The organism is Acaryochloris sp. CCMEE 5410 (genome assembly GCF_000238775.2).
In the GTDB taxonomy this organism is placed as follows: domain Bacteria; phylum Cyanobacteriota; class Cyanobacteriia; order Thermosynechococcales; family Thermosynechococcaceae; genus Acaryochloris.
Genome location: NZ_AFEJ02000001.1, coordinates 4,496,943 through 4,516,345, shown reverse-complemented (window position 1 = coordinate 4,516,345; position 19,403 = coordinate 4,496,943). Strand labels below are relative to the sequence as shown.

Sequence of the window (19,403 nt, the reverse complement as noted above, 5' to 3'; positions counted from 1 at the left end):
CAATGGTTTTCAGCTCATTAAGGAGTTGAGTCTTTTTACTGGACGCAACCGCCTGCCCCTGTTGTCGCTCTTGTTGAGACGCTTGCAATGAATTACGCTGGGCAATGGCCTGCTTTAACTGGGCTTGGGCTGATGTTTGGCGAACTGCAACTGTGCTAACTGTTTCTCCTCTGTCGGTAGAGGCAGGGTTTGGCGAGCTAAATCAGTGTAAGGAGATTTAGACAGATAATCTTGAATCGCAGCATCCGCTAAACGAACCCGTTCTCGGGCTTGCTGTACCTGAACCTCTGCGGCATTGGTATTGGTTGGAGCCGTCGGAATCTGTTCAGTCGCCGTTAAAAGCGCCACTTCTTGTTGCACTTCTGACGACGAGCATAATATTTTGGCGGGCTGCAGTCCGATCGACCAAAATTTGCCCTTAACAATCAAATCCCCCTGTTTAACACGCAAAGACTCAGGAGAAGCGACCGTTAACTTAATTTTGTCGGCGTTGAGTTGAGCGGCGCTGGAGAACTTGCTGCTGCCGGATCCTCTGTTTGGGCCTTCGATTGGATTTAGAGCTATCCGAACTGCATCCACTGATAAGGATAAGAAGAACACTGCTCACACTCAAGAATTTTAAGCAGTTGCGCTTCAACGAATGATGTTTCTTACAGAGGGTTTGATGAGTAATCATGGCAGGAGATATGTTCTGAAATAACGTCAGATTGGGTCGAAAACCGTTAGCTCAGCAAAGCTTAATGTAATCAGTGAATCCAATACTGCAGAGTCGGAGCCAATAAGATATGGCTCACTAGAGCTTAGTCGTCTCAATCCCAAATAGATTGACCTCGATCACCCCCCTAAGAGTTAACTCAGATAGATATCAGGAAAATCTGTCCTGAGTCAATACTATTTCACTTTGTAAACTTTTACCGGAGTCATTGCTTGACTTGATTACGACTTGTTAAGAGATAGAATGAGACTCGGTCACTACAGCGTAAGGAAGCAGTATTTTTCGTGCAAAACTCTACCGGTATTGAACCAGAGGCCCTGACGTCTCTAGGTCTAGAGAATTACCTTTTACCCTTCAAGATATAAGGGCAGCCATTCCCCCTCATTGCTTTGAGCCTCAGCCTGGCGATCTCTCTCATATTTCTTTTTAGATATCGGTATTATCGCTAGTTTATACGCCATTGCCTATCAATTGATGCTCTATGGTTTTGGCCCATTTTGGTTAGCTCAAGGCACCATGTTGGGCCTTATTCGTCGTCGGCCATGACTGTGGTCATCGCTCCTTTTCCAAATACAAGTGGTTAAACGATCTGATCGGGCATCTCAGCATACGCCAATTTTGGTTCCTTTTCATGGTTGGCGCATTAGTCACCGGACCCACCATGCCAATACAGGCAATATCGACACGACGAAAGTTGGTACCCTCCCACGGAAACGCAATACCGAGAGATGCCGAAGGATGTCAAATTCGTCCGTTACTATTTGACCCTATTGGCCTATCCCATCTACCTCTTCAAACGGTCTCCTGGACGCAAGGGCTCTCATTTCCTACCTAGTAGCCTTTATTCAAGCCTTCCGAGAAATGGACGTCATCACCAGTACAGTCCTATGGGAGCCATGATCGCTTTTCTAGCAGCGCTCACCTACACAATGGCTGGTTATTCTTAGTCAAATATTATCTCGGTCCCTATATTGTCTTTATCGTTTGGCTAGACGTCGTCACCTTGTTGCACCATACCGTACCCAGTGTGCCTTGGTACCCAATGACAATTGGATTTTCTCAAAGGTGCGCTCTCACCATCGACCATGACTATGGGTTTATCAATCCCATTCATCACATATTGGCACTCATGTCGCCCACCATATTTTCTTGGGTATGCCTCACTATCATTTACTAACGGCAACAGAAGCAATCAAGCCGGTCTTAGGTGAGTACTATCGAAAGTCTTCAGATCCCATTTGGAAGAGTTTATGGACTGCCTTGAGAGATTGCCGATACGTTCCTGATCATGGGGAAAAAGTTTACTATCAAGCTGACGCCAAGCGCTAAATTTCTCTTTTATGCTTTTTCTCTAGGCTAAATTCGTTCAGGGAAGAGAGTGAGCGATAAGCCTCAAATCAATTTCATCGGCCATATGAGCTTCGACATTAATATACGCTTCTCAGTTGCTTGTAAGTGACACAAAGAGAGAGGATTGGTTCTCATCCTCTCTCTTTGCTTTTATATTCAGGATGTATCGTCTGGTCGTTGATACCAACAGGAAAGATTTCTATTCGTTACACTGAAGCTGCTGAATTCTCACCCTCGCCGCCCGCTCTTTTTGCATTCCTCGTAGGGAAGATTCAAAGATATTTAGTGACCTCCTTTCCTTGATCAACAACACGAGTTGCTGCAACTAACTTACTGGTGATCAAGCGCTGTAAGACGCAAATACTCGATTAATTTTTCCATATTTGGTATCGGCTATTAACCATGTCATACGTTCTGCAATCTCATCTCGACTGAGAGGGTATAGACTTTCAAACAACACTCCTTTGACGGCTAATCCAGTTGGGCTTTATAAGAAGATTCCAGCAGACTACTCCTCGTCGTGGCAATAGGCTGATATTTGAGTGTCTTTGTTCTGCTCTCCGTCTAGCTTGACAGCCCTTGGTCGATCGCTGTATGAATTGTGTCCATTGCTATGTCTAACAACAACTAGATAATGTTTTCTTTAATGTATGACTTTTTCTAGCCCTGAGATAGCATAAACATTCGCAAAAACTCAACGAACGATTTGCTAAATCCTAAAAATTAGAGTGTTCTCCCCAACAGGGACTAAAGGCTTCTCAATGTCATAGATGATTGCGTCCTGTGCAACCACTACTGATGCCACTTGATAACTGTTCTCTCTATTGTATCCGTGAATATACGGAGTGGCACCCCTCAGAGCGGACAATATAGACCCATCACCTTGCCACATCACTCAAGATTTCAGTATTTCACGGAGATAATTTTCTGGATTAAAACACCAGTAATTTCAAAAGGATCCGTATTCCTACATAGAACTCGTTTGAGGATTACGACTAAAATGTCCTTATTGGAAAATATTTAGACAAAACTTTGTCATCTGATTACCTTTTTTTTCGGTTGCATTTAGGATTAGATGACTACAATTTGAGTCCTTTTGAATATCTTCAATAATCATCAAAACTAATCTGCCACTCTGCTATGCCTCGCAAGCAACTCGGGAAAAAGATCAGCTAATTATTAATATTGCAGCCCAAAAAATTGGCAGACGAATGAAGCAGCTACGGGCTCATTTGGGGTTGTCCCAAGTTCAAATCGCCAAGAATCTTTCTATCTCTGTCAGACAGTGGTCTGGCTGTGAGTGCGGTGATTATTTGCTAAATATAGATTTTTAATTTGCTCAACACCTATTATCAGGTGTCCATCGATTGGCTATTGACGGGTAAAGGCAATATGTTTATGGATGATACTAGTGAGACTGAGCAAAAAATTACCAGTCAAGAATTAGCTGAAGAGCTAAAAGTTCTAATCACGCGTTTAGAAGACTAAACAGCTTCTGCCTGAACTCCTAGACTTACTGCCCAGTCCGATGATCGAAGTATCTTGATTTGAGTATTCTGCTTACTCTAGTAGCAGAGACTGAAGTGTTTCTAGCTCTATAGATGCCCAAAGCAAGAACATCAATTTCAAGCAACAGGTGCATGGACAACCGTTTTAGTGAAACGCGGTTATGTTAAGTGACTATGACAATAGCCATGGGTCAGCTGGGGCAACCTTCTCCTTTTTGACATTAGAAATCATAATCCATGCCCTGGGAATGGGATGCATCTCACCCAGTTAGATCTAAAATCAAAACCATCAGATTAGATTTAGATATGGAAAGGGGGATGCCTGTCATTTGCTTTTCTATAGAAAGGTAAAGGTTGTGATTCTGCTGAAATGGTACATTGGCTAGAATTGAAGGATAGTGTTCGAGACAGCAGAGGTCGTAACACCCCAATGGCTAATAATGGTACTGCCTATCTCCTTTGGTTTTTCTCTACCTTTGGCATCTGTGGAATTCACCGATTCTACCTAGGCAAACCCGTTAGCGGCATTCTCTACTTTTGTACCTTCGGGTTTCTGGGCATTGGTCAAGTGGTCGACCTTTTCCTTATTCCAGAGATGGTTGATCATAAAAATCTCAAGCAAAGATTGCTCTATAGTTCAGCAGATGTCACCACACAACCGACCATTGTCAGAGATGTCAGTACATACACACAAACGAGTCCTCCTTTGGATGTGCAATTCTGAGATTTGCCGAGATCAGCAGGGGGCCACTCTGAGTGATTGTGTGATTGCAACCGAAAAAGTCCTGAAATGGTTAAATCCAAGGTCCAAGAACTGTGTTTAGCAGAACTATTGGTCGTTGGCAATCGTGAGTCCGATGGTGCCGTCATTTATAAGGCCGTCTAATCGCACTGTAAAATTAAGACCGCCCTGCACGAATAGTCCATGCACCATCCCATTCCTCCTTTGCGGATCTCCCTGCCCATCAACTCAATTCCATCAAGCTCATTGCCACCGATATGGATGGCACCCTCACCGTCGACGGTAAGTTCCCAGCCATTTGGGTCAAGCCCTATGGGACTTACAAAGAGCGGTTTACAGTTGTGATTGTGACGGGGCGATCGGCGGGTTGGGTCAGCGGCCTTGCCCATTATTTACCGATACAAGGTGCGATCGCAGAAAATGGCGGCCTTTTCTTTCAAGAACCCGACACTCCTGGCAAAGTACTTTCAGACATTCCGGGCCTCAAAGACCATCGTGCTCACTTAGCTAACACCTTTCGTCAACTCCAAACCCATTTCCCTCATCTACGGACCACAGCGGATAACGCCTTTAGAATCACGGATTGGACCTTTGATAATCCTGGCTTTGATCCGGCCGATTTGGAGCAGATGGCCAACCTCTGCGCTACTGCAGGATTTGATTTCACTTACAGTACGGTGCAGTGTCATATCAAACCCAAAGGCCAGAACAAGCAGGCAGGGCTCCTAACGGTCCTAGAACACCATTTACCGGAGCAATATAATTTAGACCAAATTTTGACGATCGGCGATAGTCCGAATGATCAAGACCTATTCGATTCTCAAGTTTTTCCGCACTCCGTCGGCGTTGCCAACTTATCTCACTACCTAGAGCAGATTGACCACCACCCCCAAGCGATGACTCAAGCTGCTGAAGGGTTAGGATTTATCGAAATTACGCAACGATTGCTGATGTCTTAATGCTAATTTCATCAGCGTCTTACAAATCTGTTTAAAACGGCTAAAGGGCTTGGCTTATTGCAACCAAACCCTTAATCCTATAGAAACCGAGAATGTATGTTTGCTCAGAATTGAAAAAATAGATAGAGTTTACAGAAAAACAACTAAAGTGGACATTAACAACAGCAACAGTTCTAAGAGGTAAGTCTTACATATCTTTACTAGATAAGTGTTCTGGTCTTCAATTTTTTCTTATAGAAAATGATTACCACAAATCGTAAGTTCTCAGGAAGAAGGTTGCTCTTCAGAACAGAGGTAGGAGGTACTGACGTGTTCCGGGGTTACTTGTTAACTTTGACTTTTTGTACCTGGGTTTAATCTAGCATTAACCCCCAGGGCTGACTCAGGGATTTTACTAAAGTTCACTCTTATTCGCGGGGGTTAACAGAGTGAAATATATCAATAAAATTAGATGGGTCAATGTCAGAATTTCCGTCCCTATAGTCACTACTGATCAACCTGAAGTAGTTTCCTCATCTGAGATTGGTCGATTTTACCTTGAGGGTTACGGGGCAGCTGAGACCAGACATACCATTGCTTTGGTTGTTTAAACGGGCTGAGTTGATTCTTCAGACAAGTCTGCAATGCGATTAGGGAAAAAGAGTCTGCTGCAGGAACCACAATGGCGGTAATGATTTGGCCCCAATCGGGATGGGGTTGGCCCAACACCGTCACATCTTTTACCATGCCTGTAGTTAAAATTAATTCTTCTATTTCTTCGGGAAAAACATTCTCTCCACCAGAGATAATCTTGCGACTTAAACGACCGACAATATGTAATTCTCTTGAGTCATTGAAATATCCCAAATCATCTGTGGAAAATTTGTGATAAGCGGCAAATAATTGAGGGTAATACCCTTTACAAAGAGAGGTACATTTAATGACCACCTGTCCGATGTGATGGGCCAACATGCCCTGATGTTGCTGATGTTCAACGGTAATTTGAGCGTGGGGCAAAACATGGCCATTGTGGGCTGCTCCGAGCAGGAATTGATCGGGATCTAAGGTCGCCACTTGAGCCGCCGTTTCTGTCATGCCATAGGTTAAGGCTAACCGCAAATGATGCTGACGCGCCGCCTGAAGTAAAGCGGGCCATGCCGGTGCACCCCCCACCAAAATGGTGTGAAATCGGGCGAGCCACTGTAAACGAGGGCCGCCCTGTTGTAAGAGTCGCTGGAGTTGGGTGGGAACGAGAGAGAGAAAATAGGCATGGGGTTGCTGAGATTGCGGATCCAGGAAAGCCGCAATGTTGGGCCTCAAGGAGGTCTTGGAAGAGAAACAGTGGCGCGGGAGGAGGAGGAGTTTGCCGTATGTAAGGAGCGATCGCATAAACTGCATCAACCCACTAACGTGATACAGGGGTAACCAGCAGCAGGAATTGATGGCATCCAATTCACCACCGAAAAAATGACGTTGGCAGCCTTCCACCGAGGCAGTTAGAGTCTCCCAAGTATGAATCGCAAATCGAACCTGCCCCGATGAGCCCCCGGTAGGGACTAAAATCCATCCCTTTTCTTCTGGCTTAGCTGAGGCTGGTTTTGGGATATCTACCGGAGGCAACTGAGAGGCATCCCAAATGACATGGGGTTGAACTAATGACAACACCTGTTGCCATTCAGAACGTTGCCAATGGGGATTCCCGAGAAATACAGGACATTCACATAAACACGCCGCCATCAATCCAGCTAAAAACTCTAGCGAATCAGACTGAACTAACAGGACTCTGGGATAGCCCTCTCGCTCCATCACCGCTTGTAGCTCCCGTTGTCGTTGCTGAGTTCGCTCTAACCAGCGCTGATGATTTAGGCCCAGAATCCAATCTTCCCTTTGCCAAATTGCTTGGGGAGAACCCAATAAGTTAGCACTGGACGGCTTAACTGGATCAAACGAGAACGAAGCGTTATTCATCAGGGGACAACCAATGGCGAACACCAAACCCAATGGCTCGTTGGGGATTCGATAGTTCTGCTGCCAATCTTAGACAGGCTTGCCGTCCCACCTCTGATTCAAAAACAGAGGAGAAAACAGCATCAATCGGATGGGCTTGGCAAAACTGACGCAAGCGATGGGGATAACCACAGATAGCGGGTTTAATCACAAAAATACCGTTCCATCCTTGTTGCACACAGTACTGCAGCTGAGACAGAGTTGCCACCGACTCATCTAAGGCCAATGGGGTTTGAAACTGCTGACTTAAGGACAACATGGCCGACAATTGCTTGGGGAGTAGCGGTTGCTCCAGATATTCAATCCTAAGAGTGTCCGTCACCTGATCACATAGCTTCAGCCAACGACAGACAGACTCATAGGTTAGTCCACCATTAGCATCTAAGCGCAGCAAGGCTTGCGGTGGCAAAGCTTCAATCAGCTGCTGAAAAATAGCCTGTTCCTGTTCGATGACATCCACCCCAATTTTCCACTTAAAGGTTCGATATCCCTGCTCCCATAGCTTTGAAGCGGCGGACAAAGCAGGGCTTCCGGTGGGCAATAGGCCGCAAATCTCAGGAAAAACAGGCGCTGATACGGATTTTTGATGTAATACTTCCCACGCTGAACCCAATCCAAACTGGCAAGCCGGATAGCGATCTGGGATAGACAAGATGTGAGCGTCCGTTAGCTGTCGTGGCAGTTGCTGACAATAGGCCTGGGCTTGTTCCCAAGTCTCAGATCCAAACCACGATAAAGGCGCAATTTCACCTTGGCCAATATTGCCAGCATCATCCTCTAAAGTAACCACCAAACCTCGACGGATCGACCACTGCCCATACCTCGTTTGCAAGGGCTGTTGAAACGATCGTTGATAGGTTTGATAGGAAAATTCCATATTCTTGGCGCTGATCGCTTCACCCTGTAGGTAGCATTGTTTTAAATCACATGACAGATCGAAACGGATCACTGCACATTCTAGGGGTAGCTTCTATTGTGGGATGAAGGCTTCCTCATATTATTTCTCGACAGCCAGGTGGATGCATGACGAATTCCGGTACCAATACTCCCCATGTGCAAACCCCTCAAACCCCAACTTTACTGAATAACCGTTACCGGGTCATTAAAGTCCTGGGTGATGGTGGCTTTGGCACCACCTTTTTGGCAGAAGACACCCAAATGCCTTCCCGACGCCAATGCGTGATCAAACAGTTAAAGCCCATTGACAATAATCCTCAGATCTATCAATTGGTGAAGGATCGATTTCAGAGGGAAGCCGCTATCCTAGAGCGTTTGGGAGAAAGCCATGACCAAATTCCCATGCTTTACGCTTTTTTAGAAGAGGCTGGTCAGTTTTACCTAGTAGAAGAGTGGGTGGCGGGTCAAACCCTGACCCAAAAAATGCAGCACGGTCCCCTCAGTGAGACGGAAGTGCGAGACATTTTGATCAAGCTCTTGCCAGTTATCGACTATATTCACCAACAGCGGATTGTTCATCGAGATATTAAGCCCGATAACATTATCTTGCGCCAAGAGGACGGCATACCCAGCCTCATTGATTTTGGGGCCGTTAAAGAAACCATGAGTACCGTGGTGAATTCCCAAGGGCAAACGAATCGCTCCATTGTGGTAGGCACCCCCGGATATATGCCCATGGAACAACTGGCAGGACGCCCAGTCTACAGCAGCGATTTATATAGCTTAGGGCTCACGGCTATCTATCTCCTCACCCTTAAAATCCCTCAAGAACTCAAAACCGATCCGCAAACAGGCGTTCTGCTATGGCAGCATTTAGTGCCTAATCTCAGCCCGGAGTTTGCTGCCACCCTGAGTCAAGCTATTCATCCTCAGCCCAATGAACGGTTTCTCAGTGCCGCCGCCATGATGAATCATTTGGTGCTGCCAGCAACTCATGTTGTGGATGTTGCCCAAGATACTGCAAAAGCCCAGGCTCCCGAAATTCTCGCGAATCAAGACACCACTCCAGTGGGTGTAGAAGCCACGGATATCGTTGCTCATACCCTCCAACAGCCCTCGATTCCCTCCACCGAAGCGTCGGTTTCAGCCCCCCCTGAGCCGGCTGTATCCGAGCCGACCCAAGCCGTTATTCCCCAACATCCATCCGTACCGCCCACCATCAACCCAACCCGGTTTCCAGAATGGCAAAAAGCCATCCTCACAGGCGGTGTCATTGGCATATTCGTATTGGTGAGTGCCGTTCTCTTGCGGGGTCAGGTTTCGGAGCTACTCTCTCGCAACTCGCCTTCACCTACCGTGGAAACAGAGCGTTCCACCTCTGGTAAAGCCGTGAGTACCTCTCCCGAGCCTTCCACACCCGCTAGTGACAGTACGAGTCAGGTGAATCGACCTGCTCCGCCGCCTCCAGTCGAGATTGCATTACCCCCTAATGCCGATCAAACCAACGCCCGCATTACAGGAGACCCTGGTTCCAAAAATATCCGGTCTGGCCCAGGAACAAACTATGCTCAAACCCATATTGCTTTCCCAGGCGATCGGATCACGATTATTACGAGCGATCGCGATCAGGGTGGCTTCCTCTGGCATAACGTTTACTTTCCTGAATCTCAGGCCCAGGGATGGATTGCAGCGCAGTTAGTCAAAGCAGATCAAGCCGCGCCTCCCTCTCCTGAGCCTACGCCCACCCCCAAACCGACGTCTTCAAATACCAACGCAACCCTTGTCGGCAGTCCAGAAAGTAAAAATATTCGAACGGGGCCAGGAACCAAATTCCCGACTAAACATATGGCTTACCCTGGCGATCGCGTCCGCATTGTCGGTCAACGTAAAGATGTCGGTGGTTACCTCTGGTATGAAGTCTTGTTCCCTCAGTCAGGGGTTCGGGGCTGGATTGCCGCTCAACTCATTCAACGAGATTAGACACTAAAACGTCTATTCTCAATTACTGTGGTTACTGTCTATCAATGGGGCAGCAAATAGGCTTATGAAAGGGTTCCAAAAAATTTTCGGCCAGTTCCAGTTTGTGGTGATCAGCCTTTTGACCACAGCGGTGATTGTCTGGCTGGCGGCTAGCCTTCAACTGGTCCCCGCTGATTCACCTGTCTCGCAAGAGCAGTCACCCCAACCCTCTGCTCAATCTCCTGGCGAAACATCCCAACCATTGCCCCCTGCAACAAGCCGCCCCCCATCTCCCCTGTATGAAAGCTTGCCCTCCATCTCGAATGCTCCCTCTCCAGCTAAGGCTCCAGCAACTCCGGCCGCTTCTGCACCTAACAATTACTATGGTCATCTCTCCTATGCTGAGAATGAAGATAACCGACTGGTAAACGTTGGAGAGTTTGTGCGAGGGACGTATCGTCGGTCTGAGTATTTGGATCAAGAAGCAGCGGCAGCCTTTACCCAATTGGTTAATGCCGCTGCTGATGCCAATCTCACGCTTCAACCTATCTCTGGGTTTCGCTCAGTGAATGACCAAAAAGAGCTGTTCGATAAACAAGTGCAAAAGCTAGGGAGTGTAGAAGCAGCCACCAAGCTTAGTGCTCCGCCTGGATTTAGTGAGCATCACACCGGATATGCGATCGATATTGGCGATCGCAACCAGCCGGAAAAAGATCTCAAGGTGGCTTTTGAAGACACAACGGCCTATGAGTGGTTAACCAATAATGCCAGGAACTATGGATTTGAACTCTCATTTCCCCGAAATAACGCCCAAGGAGTTAACTTTGAGCCTTGGCATTGGCGATATATTGGAACTTCAAGGGCGGCAGTACAGTTTGCGAGTGCTCGCAATCTTTAAATTTTCCTTGGCAGTCAGGATCGTTGTCTATCAAAATTTTCTGTGCATTAAATACAACTAATAAAATGACTGGAACCCAAATCATTGCTGTGCGATTGGATAGCTGTAGGGTGGTGATCAAAGCAGCGTTGATCTATATGGAGGTAGCTTGAGAAAGCTATGCAAAGCAGCGTTGATAGCAACACAGGCATTGTAAAAATGATCACAATCAGAACTAGAAGAAAATAGATAATTACGATACCAAACACCTAGCTGACGAGCTGTAAAATTGCTGCATACAAAGAATGTAACTTGTTAAGTTAGCAGTTGCCATTCTAATGCCAGAAGCCAGGTGCAAGACATACACCATTGCTTCTCTGATAGACTCACAGTGCTCTAATGGTTGGTGTGTTCGGCTTTGAAATCAATTACCCTGTCTCAATCGGATGGGGAAGGATGACATGTCGCGCTTTTGGATTGAGAGTTCATTGCTTCGCTATAAGCAGCGGAGAATTTACCCTCTCTAGATTCAAGACAGTGGCCGCTCAATCTCATGCCAATCAGGAAAAAATGACAGCCAATATCCAACGATGAAAGCTGGCTGTTAATTTAAGCACTATTTTTTTTCACTAAGACATGTTAATTTATAAAAAATTAAACTATCTATTTTTAACTTTGTTTCTTCGTCAAAACTAGATGACATTAAGAATCAAAGTGCTCAGCGAGTTGAGCGCAAAAATTTAGAATCCGCATCCAGCGGTTATTACAAAGCAGTCTGTTTTTCTTGAGGCAAACAGATACCAAAGCGATTGATTTGTTCATCAATCGTTCATTTTGTGCATCAATTAATTGACGGTTAGTCTAGCAATTTAGGAGGTGATCAGTAGGTTTATCACGCTACCAAATATTTAATGCTCAGCGACCAGCCTTGATGGTCTTCTCTACAAATAAATATTCCAGTGATCATGATGAAATAATTGGATAATTAATTATGAAAGCTATAGAAGCCCCAACGCGTATTCAAAAGCAAGCATTATCTAAGCAGTTGAGTAATAGTAATGTCCCCTTGTTAGAACGCTATCAAAAGAAATCTATTGGGGATACTGATTTCACTCGACTCGTGAAATATGAGCTATTTCAATTGCTGTTCTGTAACCTACCTGGAATTTTAGGCTACGCCTGCCGTAAGCTTGGCTATCCATCATTATTTAAGCAGGTCGGCAAAAGTATTATTTGGGGAAGAGGATTAACGATACGTCATCCTAAATTTATTAGTTTGGGGAATCGTGTGGCAATTGATGATGGTGTATTACTCGATGCCAGTGGTGCCGGAGAAGAAGGCATTACCATCGAAGACGATGTCATCATTTCACGCAACTGTGTGATCCAAGGAAAAACAGCAACTGTTTCGATTGGTAAGAACACCGATATTGGCTGTAATACCATCCTGTCATCGGGCGGGGGGATTCAGATTGGAAATTTTGACCTCATTGGAGGCAATTGCTACATTGGCGGGGGCCGTTACTTGAATGATAGGCTCGATGTCCCTATGTTAGAGCAGGGGGTGTATACACGTGGCCCAGTCATTATTGAAGATGATGTTTGGCTAGGCGCTGGCACTACTGTACTAGACGGGGTCAAGATTGGTAAAGGCTGCATTGTAGGAGCAGGTGCAGTGGTCACCAAAGATTTACCCGCATATGCGATCGCAGCTGGCGTACCCGCTAAAGTGATCAAAATGCGGGAAGGTATCAGTCTTGATGAGCCTCGAGAGGTGAGATCAAAAATCATTCCGGACCTGCTTTTAAGAGGAGTGAATTGGAACTGTCTACTCTTTCATAGCCACTATTTGTGTTGCAATGACCCACCACCCTGAATACTTCTTGTCTCCTCAAGGTTACGGACGCACTCACCCCATGACGGCTAACACGGAAGATTCAGTGTTCTGCAACCTCGCAGTACATACGATGAAACCTGGCCGAATTATATCTCGACCAGGTTTCATCGCAATTCTAAGGTGACGCTTATGATTTTGGCTTAAGCGCTAAGAGGACATCTCCTGTGTAAGTAGACTTATCCATTTGGGTGCTAGCAACACCAATGCCCGAATGGATTTGAGAACCGCTTCAACTTCAGGCGTAATTAGACCTTGACTGGTAATGGCTGGATTGCTCAAAATCACCTTGTTTGCTTCATCCATATTGACGAAGAAATAACCAGAATTGGACTGGGGTAAGGTTCGAGTGACAGACTTAAAGATCTCACTCTGATCCAACGTTTTATCCGGTTTGGCCATGACCTTAATGATGGGGTCACCAATGGCAAAGAATACGGTTTCATTATCAATCCAACCATGACCAGCTAGGGTCTCTTTGGTGGGTGGAAACTGCCATTGGGTCACATCAACATTGCCAATTTTGCTTTTATTGACTGGGACATTGCTTTGCTTAACCAAGTCATCCAGTTTGGCAAAGGTTGCCTCAGCTTTGGCACGATCGCTCGTCTTGAACACTAAGGTTCCGCCAAAACCGACAGGTTGCAAGACGCCTTGATTGCCTGGAATAAGAGCTAATCCCACTTCTTTATCCATCCAGCCAATAATGTCTTTATCTAAATCCAGCTGGGTGGTTTGACGAATCTGCTGTCGGACTTCATCTAAGCCTTCTTTAAATTCAGGCACACTGTCTAGCTGTTGGAGGGCGTAATTCCACTGACTGCTCAGATTACCAGCATTGGCCGATAACAGGGTATTGGCCGGGAATTGGGAAATAATTTTGCCTGGAACTGGCTTGAATTCCCACTTAAAGGAATCGGGATTGACCTTGGTTACCGCTCGGAACCGAACGCCTTCATTGTCAATGCCCATGCCAACTGACACCGATTTAATTTGATCCAGTTGATCTTTCAGCTGAGGAGGAAGTGGATTACTGGGATTAAACGCTGCCGCCTGGGTAATCAATTTCCCATAATTGGGGATGAAGATTTGAGCGACGGGGTTATCCATCTTCAGGCTTTCTTCCAGGATCTTCCGAGTCTCACCATCGGAGGCTAAGGACGGATCACCCTTCGATGAATCAATGGCTTTTTTGACCACATCTTGATTGTCAGACATAGCCAGGTGATTCTCGAGAATCGCCACATAGCTTGGAGAACCCGAAGCATCTATTTCTAAAATCTTGACGCCTTTATGGTCAGTCTCTTTGACCTCTAAATCTTCCTTGTCTTTCATCTTATTGGCAAAGTTTAAGACTTCTACTTTGTCTTTAATGCCAATGACCATCAACATACTGGGGGCGGGTGTGTCCTCGCTGGCAGGAACCGCCGCAAACATCACACTACCCAACCAAGGCTTGATATCTTTATCGTAATCCAGCTTATCTTTTGCTAACTCTTTTTTGATATCAGCAGTCATCTCATCGAAACCACCAAACACCAGATCTTGAGCTTCGGGAGTACCAAAATCTTTCAGTTTCTCCCAAGAATCCGACGTAATATCAACATAGCCTGCCATCCAGGCTTCATCGGGCACAATTTTGCACTGGCGACTGGACTGGTTCCTTCACGGGCAGGAATAACCTTTAGGTAAAAATATGCAGCAATCCCCCCGATCGCGACTGCACCCGCGATAATTCCAGGAACAATCAGTTTCCATTTGGTTGCCATTAAATATCTCCTCAAAAAAGAAAATTAGATCGCGTGGGTGAAACAGAAAAAACCGATTATCTGAAGCCAAAAAAAGATTTGAATCGAACCTTTTGATGATGGTTAAAAAGCTCAATTGTAAGCGCATCATGGGTTGTTTAGTCAATGATTGCCAAGGTTGGCACTGATTCCCTAAATTCCCGAAGAGGTTTCTATACCGGCGTTGAAAGCGCTAGCTGATTCACTGAAACCAAGTTCGCATCTAATATTCCCTGAATTGGGCCACAACTAGCACTTATCAGAAAAAATGGCCACGAATTTCCTAGGTTTAAGACGGTTGAGACTATCTCTTCATGCACCCATTGAGACGCCCACAATGTGCTTCATCTTCGTCTTCATTAAAACTAGCGATTTTTTCTGATTAATCTACTGGGTAATGTCAAATCTTCATTGGCACCATTTCGAATGTTTGCACAATCCTACCCTCATCAGCGGTCTTAGCAGGTGATCCTAAGCAGAGATCTAGAGTGATAGTGATCATTGGCAATCCCACTGCCTGAATCACTTTTAGGGCAATGTACACTTCATTCTAAAGACGTAACGCCATAAAAAATACCCTCGCATCTTGTCGAGGGTATTGCATCAGAAGAGGAACTCTAACCTAACGATGGAAAATCCGTTGGGCAGAACTAGAGTTGAGAAAAGCTTAGCGTTTGGCCAACTCTCCATGAACAGGGCGTCCATTTTCCTTTAATGTTTCGAGCCAAGCATCGGCATCATCCAGCTTGTAGCCGGAAAAGCGAATCGTCGTTTGTTGATCTGTGATGGTTCGCACTGTCATGAAAATAACTCCTAAAGGTGTAGGCCAAAAATCCGAACACGATTTTCCCATGCCTATCTAAGGTTCAGCGGGTTTACTAAGGCTGGAGACATGGAATTCTATATTTCTTCGAAGACTGCAAAATTTTGCAACAAAGCCCTCGAAAGCCAGTAGATTCTTCAAGCAGAGAGATCTAACCCCAATAGCTCCATTAACTGCTGCTCTGATAATTGCGGAATACTATATTTCTCAGCCTTTTTCAGCTTGTTGCCTGGATCTTTGCCGACGACGACATAGCTGGTTTTAGAACTGGGGTGGGTATTGATAGTACCGCCTGCTTCCTGAATGATTGTTTTCACTTGTTCATAACTGAGCTGGGCCAGTTTGCCAGTGATAACAAAACTTTGTCCCGCGAGGGGGAGGCCAGGTTGCGATTCAGGGACAACTGCTGGGACCGTGGCCACAGGATCATCTGAGGCAGACATCTGGAATTGTTGTTCAAGCTGTTGCTTTTCTTGGGTGAGTTTTTCAACCTGTTGCTCAAAATGCGAGACGACGTCTCTGGCCATTTTCATCGCTTTTTCCAGCTCTACCTTGTCTTTTTTCAGGATTTTGACTTGGGTTTCTAGGGTCGTGATCTGTTGGTCGGCCTCTTTCATGGCTGCCATCATCTGTTCGGGCAAGGCATCCCCTAAGTCTGGTAGCTCAGCAGCCTGTTGTTCTAAGGTTTGGAGTTGCTGTTGTAGGGTCGTGATTTTAGCCGTGGCAGTGTCGTAGTTGTGCTGAAGCTGATCGCGATCTGTCGTCAGATCTTGAAGCTGCTGTTCTAGTTCCACGGATGATGTCGCCGATTGCAGATCCACCACCTGTTGTTCTAAGGTTTGGAGTTGCGATCGCAACCCTAGTTTCTCTTCCTCAGCTTGCGATAGCTCTGCTTTCAGATCCTGCTGAGCCTGCGTTAACTGGTCCATTTCTGCCGTTATGGTGGTGGCCTGCTGGAGGTCGGCTTCGAGCTGAGCGTTCGCTTGGGTCAGGGATTGGACCTGCTCAGGTAGGGACTCTAGCGCTTTCAGTTGGGCGGTCAGGGTTTGGATGGTGGTTTCTGCCGTCTGTTGGGCTTGGGTGATGCGATCGCATTCTGCCTTCGCTGCCGCCAACTCTGTCTCCAAAGCTGCAGTATCCGAGGCCTGTTCTAGAGAATCTTGTAGAGTCTGATTCTGCTCTGTTAGTGCTGCGAGCTGTTGCTCTAGACTGGCCTTTTCAGTCTGGGCAGCTTGTAAAGCTGTCTGCAAAGGGATGGGGGCGGCTTCAGCCGCTTGTAAGGCTGCCGTTAAACGCTTCTGCTCCGCCTTCACTGCTGCCAGCTCTGTCTCCAACGCAGAAGTATCCGAGGCTTGATTGACCGCAATTTGTAATTCCTGATTCTGCTGGGTGAGTGCTGTCAGCTGTTGCTCCAGCTGAGTTTGTTCCGTTTGAGCTTCCTGTAAGGCATCCTGCAAAGGGATAGGGGCGGCTTCAGCGACTCTGAGGGCAGATGCTAATTGAGTCTTCTCCGCTTCCAGGGCCTGTACCCGTTGTTCTAGGGTGATGACCTGCTGCTGCTGAACCTGTAAATCTTGCTGAGTTTGGGTCTGTTCCTGAATCAGGGTATTGAGCTGCCGTTCCAGGTCTTGCGCTTGAGTTTCGGCACCTTGTAATACGGACTCCAGAGTTTGTCGCTGTTGTTCTAAGTCCGTAATCTGCTGTTGCAAAGGAGGAAGATGGCCTTGATATTCCGCCACCTGCTGATTAAGGGTCTCCCGTTCTTGTTGCAGGGTTTGCAGTTGGGATTCCAAAGCAGCAATGGTTTTGGCCTGGTCGTTGGTAACTTCACCTTGCTCAGTCTCTAAGCGTTGCTGTTGCTGCTCCAGAGTCTGAAGTTGCTGACGTAGGGTCGTCAATGCTGTTTGTGAGTCTGACAGTTCCGCCGATAGGATTTGATTGGTTTGAGTCAGGGCTTCAAGATCTGTGCTGGTGGGTTGTGCCTCTTGAGCGGTTTCCAAATCTGAGATTTGCTGGCGCAGGTTGGTAATCAGTTCTTGAGCATCAGTTAGCTCCGTGGTGAGCTGCTGCTGATTGGTAGTAAGTTCCGTAATCAGGCTGGAATCTGCCGTTTGGGTTTGCTCTAAACTCGTCTCTAATTCCTGCTGTTGCTGAGTCAAGGATGCAATCTGCTGCTGTAGCTCAGTGGCGTTCGATTGAGCGGTTTGCAGGGTAGTCACAAGGGACTCTTTCTCTTGGGCTAGGTCCTGCAACTGTTGTTGTTGCTGTTGATTTCTGGATTGGGCAGCTTGCAGGGCTTGTTCGAGTTCCTGTAAGGCTTGGGATTGCTCCGGTGGAGCTGAGGCGACCTGGTTCAGCAGAGCCTGATTATTTTGGGTCAGGGTCTCCAGATTTTGCTGAAGAGTCTGGATTTGAGCATGGGCATCTTGGAGATCCGCTGCCAGCTCTGTGTTGAAGTCTGTGTCTTGGGTCTCTAAAGCAGACAAGGAGGTCTGAGCTGTTTCATAGTCCTCTGCCAACTGCCGTTGTAGATCTTTGGCCGTGGCCAGTCGTCCGGTTAAATCGTCAATTTCCTGTTTTTGCTCGGCAACCAGAGACTCCAGGGTTTGTTTTTCTTGACGAAGGGTAGAGAGATCCGTCTGCGCATGATGGAGCCCTTCTAGCTCTGCTGTTAGCTGAGCATGGGCTTGCTCCAACTGCTGATGCGTTTGAGTCAGAGCAGCAAGCTGCTGAACCGTTTCAGCCTGGGTGGTGGCTAGCTGGTCATGGGTGGCCGTTAGGGTCTCTAATCGCTGGGTTAGAGTGGCTTTCTCCTGCTGGACAGCAACTCGATCATCCTCTAGGCTCTGGTTTTGGGTGGTGAGGGTCGCAATTTGATCTTGGAGTACAGCCACTTCCGTCGCTAAGTTCTGACGCTGACGATCCCGTTGAGACTGCTGTTGCAGCTGATTTTCTAAAGTTTTTTGCGTCGTGGTCAGGCTGGCCACTTGTTGTTCAAGGCGTTGAATCGTTGCCTGGGCTTGCGTCACCTGAGATTGGTCTTGCTGTTGCGTCTGAGTCAACTGGGCAAGCTGCTGTTCCAGTTGGGCCTTAGCTTGGGTAGCGGCAGCGGCTGTCTGCTCTGCTGCCATTACCTTGGCCTGCAAGGGCTGTTGTGCTTGGGTTAGGGTATCCACTTGGAGCTGTAAGCCCCGCATTTTAGATTGAGCCTGGCGCAGATCCACTTCCGCTTGCGTCTTCGCAGCAGCGAGAGTGTCTAATTCCGTAGTCGTAGCAGCCCGCTCATCCAATTCAGCCTGCAGCTGTTGGCATTTCGCTTTTTGAGTCTCTAGTTCAGTTTCTAGGGTCTTCTGCTGCTGGTCTTGGGCTTGTTTCTCGTCTGCCCAAGCGCGTTGCTGCTGTTGCAGCTGGCTGATCTGCTGCTTTAACTCGTCAACGCTCTGTTCTTGAGCCTCCACCACCTGTTTAGCCTTGGCAAGGGCCGTGGTTAACGTCTCATTATCGGTTTGAAGGGTTTGTTGCTCGGTCTGCAGACGGGTTTGGTCAGCTGTTAGCAACCGTTTTTGTTCTTCAGAGGCAGATGTGAGTTGCTGCTGCCGCTGCCGTTGACGCAGGGTATCGACGGTAGCTGTCCCCAATAGGAGCGCACCAACGCTTTCTAGAACCAAACGAAGATCAAGAATACTAGACAATTCAGGCATGGATGTAACGATGACTTTGGGGATGATGACAATCAGGAAACCAGTTCCTTCTCTTTATCCTGACGTTCTCCGCTGAGAAATGCTAGGACATTCGCTACAAAAGACCTAAGTACTGGTTTAAACAGAAGCAACATACTCGCGGTAACCAGCTCCAACTAGCGCTACCGATATGGCCATAACTGCCATCTGCAGGTAAATAGGGTTT

General features: G+C 46.8%; 14 protein-coding genes and 1 pseudogene. 8 read left to right on the top strand and 7 right to left on the bottom strand.

Features of this window, described 5'->3' with window-relative positions; all coding sequences use genetic code 11:
• Nucleotides 1–114: 114 nt before the first annotated feature.
• Nucleotides 115–600, bottom strand: coding sequence for a hypothetical protein (locus tag ON05_RS20755; protein ID WP_262562122.1), 486 nt, complete (start codon nucleotides 598–600; stop codon nucleotides 115–117).
• A 452-nt stretch (nucleotides 601–1,052) separates the two neighbouring features.
• On the opposite strand from ON05_RS20755, the pseudogene ON05_RS38660 reads away from it, so the two are divergent.
• The 5 genes and pseudogenes from ON05_RS38660 to ON05_RS20735 form a co-directional block, all read left to right on the top strand.
• A pseudogene (locus ON05_RS38660) lies at nucleotides 1,053–2,044 on the top strand (DUF3474 domain-containing protein); the annotation flags it as partial.
• A 1,232-nt stretch (nucleotides 2,045–3,276) separates the two neighbouring features.
• Nucleotides 3,277–3,399 carry a helix-turn-helix domain-containing protein gene (locus ON05_RS38655; RefSeq protein WP_396149708.1) on the top strand — a complete coding sequence of 41 codons (123 nt, stop codon included), beginning with the start codon at nucleotides 3,277–3,279 and terminating at the stop codon, nucleotides 3,397–3,399.
• 1 nt (nucleotide 3,400) lies between these two features.
• Nucleotides 3,401–3,553, top strand: a complete 153-nt coding sequence (locus tag ON05_RS20745; protein WP_262562120.1) for a hypothetical protein — start codon at nucleotides 3,401–3,403, stop codon at nucleotides 3,551–3,553.
• A 390-nt stretch (nucleotides 3,554–3,943) separates the two neighbouring features.
• Nucleotides 3,944–4,297 (top strand): TM2 domain-containing protein, encoded by a 354-nt coding sequence (locus ON05_RS20740; RefSeq protein WP_262562118.1) that lies wholly within the window; start codon nucleotides 3,944–3,946, stop codon nucleotides 4,295–4,297.
• Between the two features lie 275 nt (nucleotides 4,298–4,572).
• A complete protein-coding gene (locus ON05_RS20735; RefSeq protein ID WP_262562116.1) occupies nucleotides 4,573–5,274 on the top strand; it encodes an HAD hydrolase family protein in 702 nt (233 codons plus the stop codon).
• 486 nt (nucleotides 5,275–5,760) lie between these two features.
• Here the strand turns inward: ON05_RS20735 and ON05_RS20730 are convergent, their stop codons facing one another.
• Together ON05_RS20730 and ON05_RS20725 are read right to left on the bottom strand one after the other, a co-directional pair.
• Nucleotides 5,761–7,221 carry a 2-succinylbenzoate--CoA ligase gene (locus ON05_RS20730; protein ID WP_010475787.1) on the bottom strand — a complete coding sequence of 487 codons (1,461 nt, stop codon included), beginning with the start codon at nucleotides 7,219–7,221 and terminating at the stop codon, nucleotides 5,761–5,763.
• Nucleotides 7,214–8,137 carry an o-succinylbenzoate synthase gene (locus ON05_RS20725; protein WP_010475785.1) on the bottom strand — a complete coding sequence of 308 codons (924 nt, stop codon included), beginning with the start codon at nucleotides 8,135–8,137 and terminating at the stop codon, nucleotides 7,214–7,216. The genes ON05_RS20730 and ON05_RS20725 overlap by 8 nt, the downstream gene beginning before the upstream one ends.
• A gap of 146 nt (nucleotides 8,138–8,283) precedes the next feature.
• Between ON05_RS20725 and ON05_RS20720 the strand changes: the two genes are divergently transcribed.
• The 3 genes from ON05_RS20720 (at nucleotide 8,284) to ON05_RS20710 (ending at nucleotide 12,869) form a co-directional block, all read left to right on the top strand.
• Entirely contained in the window at nucleotides 8,284–10,137 is a 1,854-nt protein-coding gene (locus tag ON05_RS20720) for a protein kinase domain-containing protein (RefSeq protein ID WP_010475783.1), read from the top strand.
• Between the two features lie 64 nt (nucleotides 10,138–10,201).
• Nucleotides 10,202–11,014, top strand: a complete 813-nt coding sequence (locus ON05_RS20715) for a M15 family metallopeptidase (RefSeq protein WP_010475782.1) — start codon at nucleotides 10,202–10,204, stop codon at nucleotides 11,012–11,014.
• A 970-nt stretch (nucleotides 11,015–11,984) separates the two neighbouring features.
• A complete protein-coding gene (locus tag ON05_RS20710) occupies nucleotides 11,985–12,869 on the top strand; it encodes a DapH/DapD/GlmU-related protein (protein WP_262562113.1) in 885 nt (294 codons plus the stop codon).
• A gap of 168 nt (nucleotides 12,870–13,037) precedes the next feature.
• Here ON05_RS20710 and ON05_RS20705 read toward each other — a convergent pair whose 3' ends face one another.
• From ON05_RS20705 to ON05_RS20690, 4 genes are all read right to left on the bottom strand, one after another.
• Entirely contained in the window at nucleotides 13,038–14,504 is a 1,467-nt protein-coding gene (locus tag ON05_RS20705) for a DUF3352 domain-containing protein (RefSeq protein ID WP_262562111.1), read from the bottom strand.
• Nucleotides 14,459–14,656: a hypothetical protein gene (locus ON05_RS20700; RefSeq protein WP_262562110.1), complete on the bottom strand. Its 198-nt coding sequence runs from the start codon at nucleotides 14,654–14,656 to the stop codon at nucleotides 14,459–14,461. The genes ON05_RS20705 and ON05_RS20700 overlap by 46 nt, the downstream gene beginning before the upstream one ends.
• Nucleotides 14,657–15,341: 685 nt before the next feature.
• Nucleotides 15,342–15,476, bottom strand: a complete 135-nt coding sequence (locus ON05_RS20695) for a hypothetical protein (RefSeq protein WP_010475779.1) — start codon at nucleotides 15,474–15,476, stop codon at nucleotides 15,342–15,344.
• Between the two features lie 158 nt (nucleotides 15,477–15,634).
• Nucleotides 15,635–19,198: a BRCT domain-containing protein gene (locus ON05_RS20690; protein WP_010475778.1), complete on the bottom strand. Its 3,564-nt coding sequence runs from the start codon at nucleotides 19,196–19,198 to the stop codon at nucleotides 15,635–15,637.
• Nucleotides 19,199–19,403: the final 205 nt, after the last annotated feature.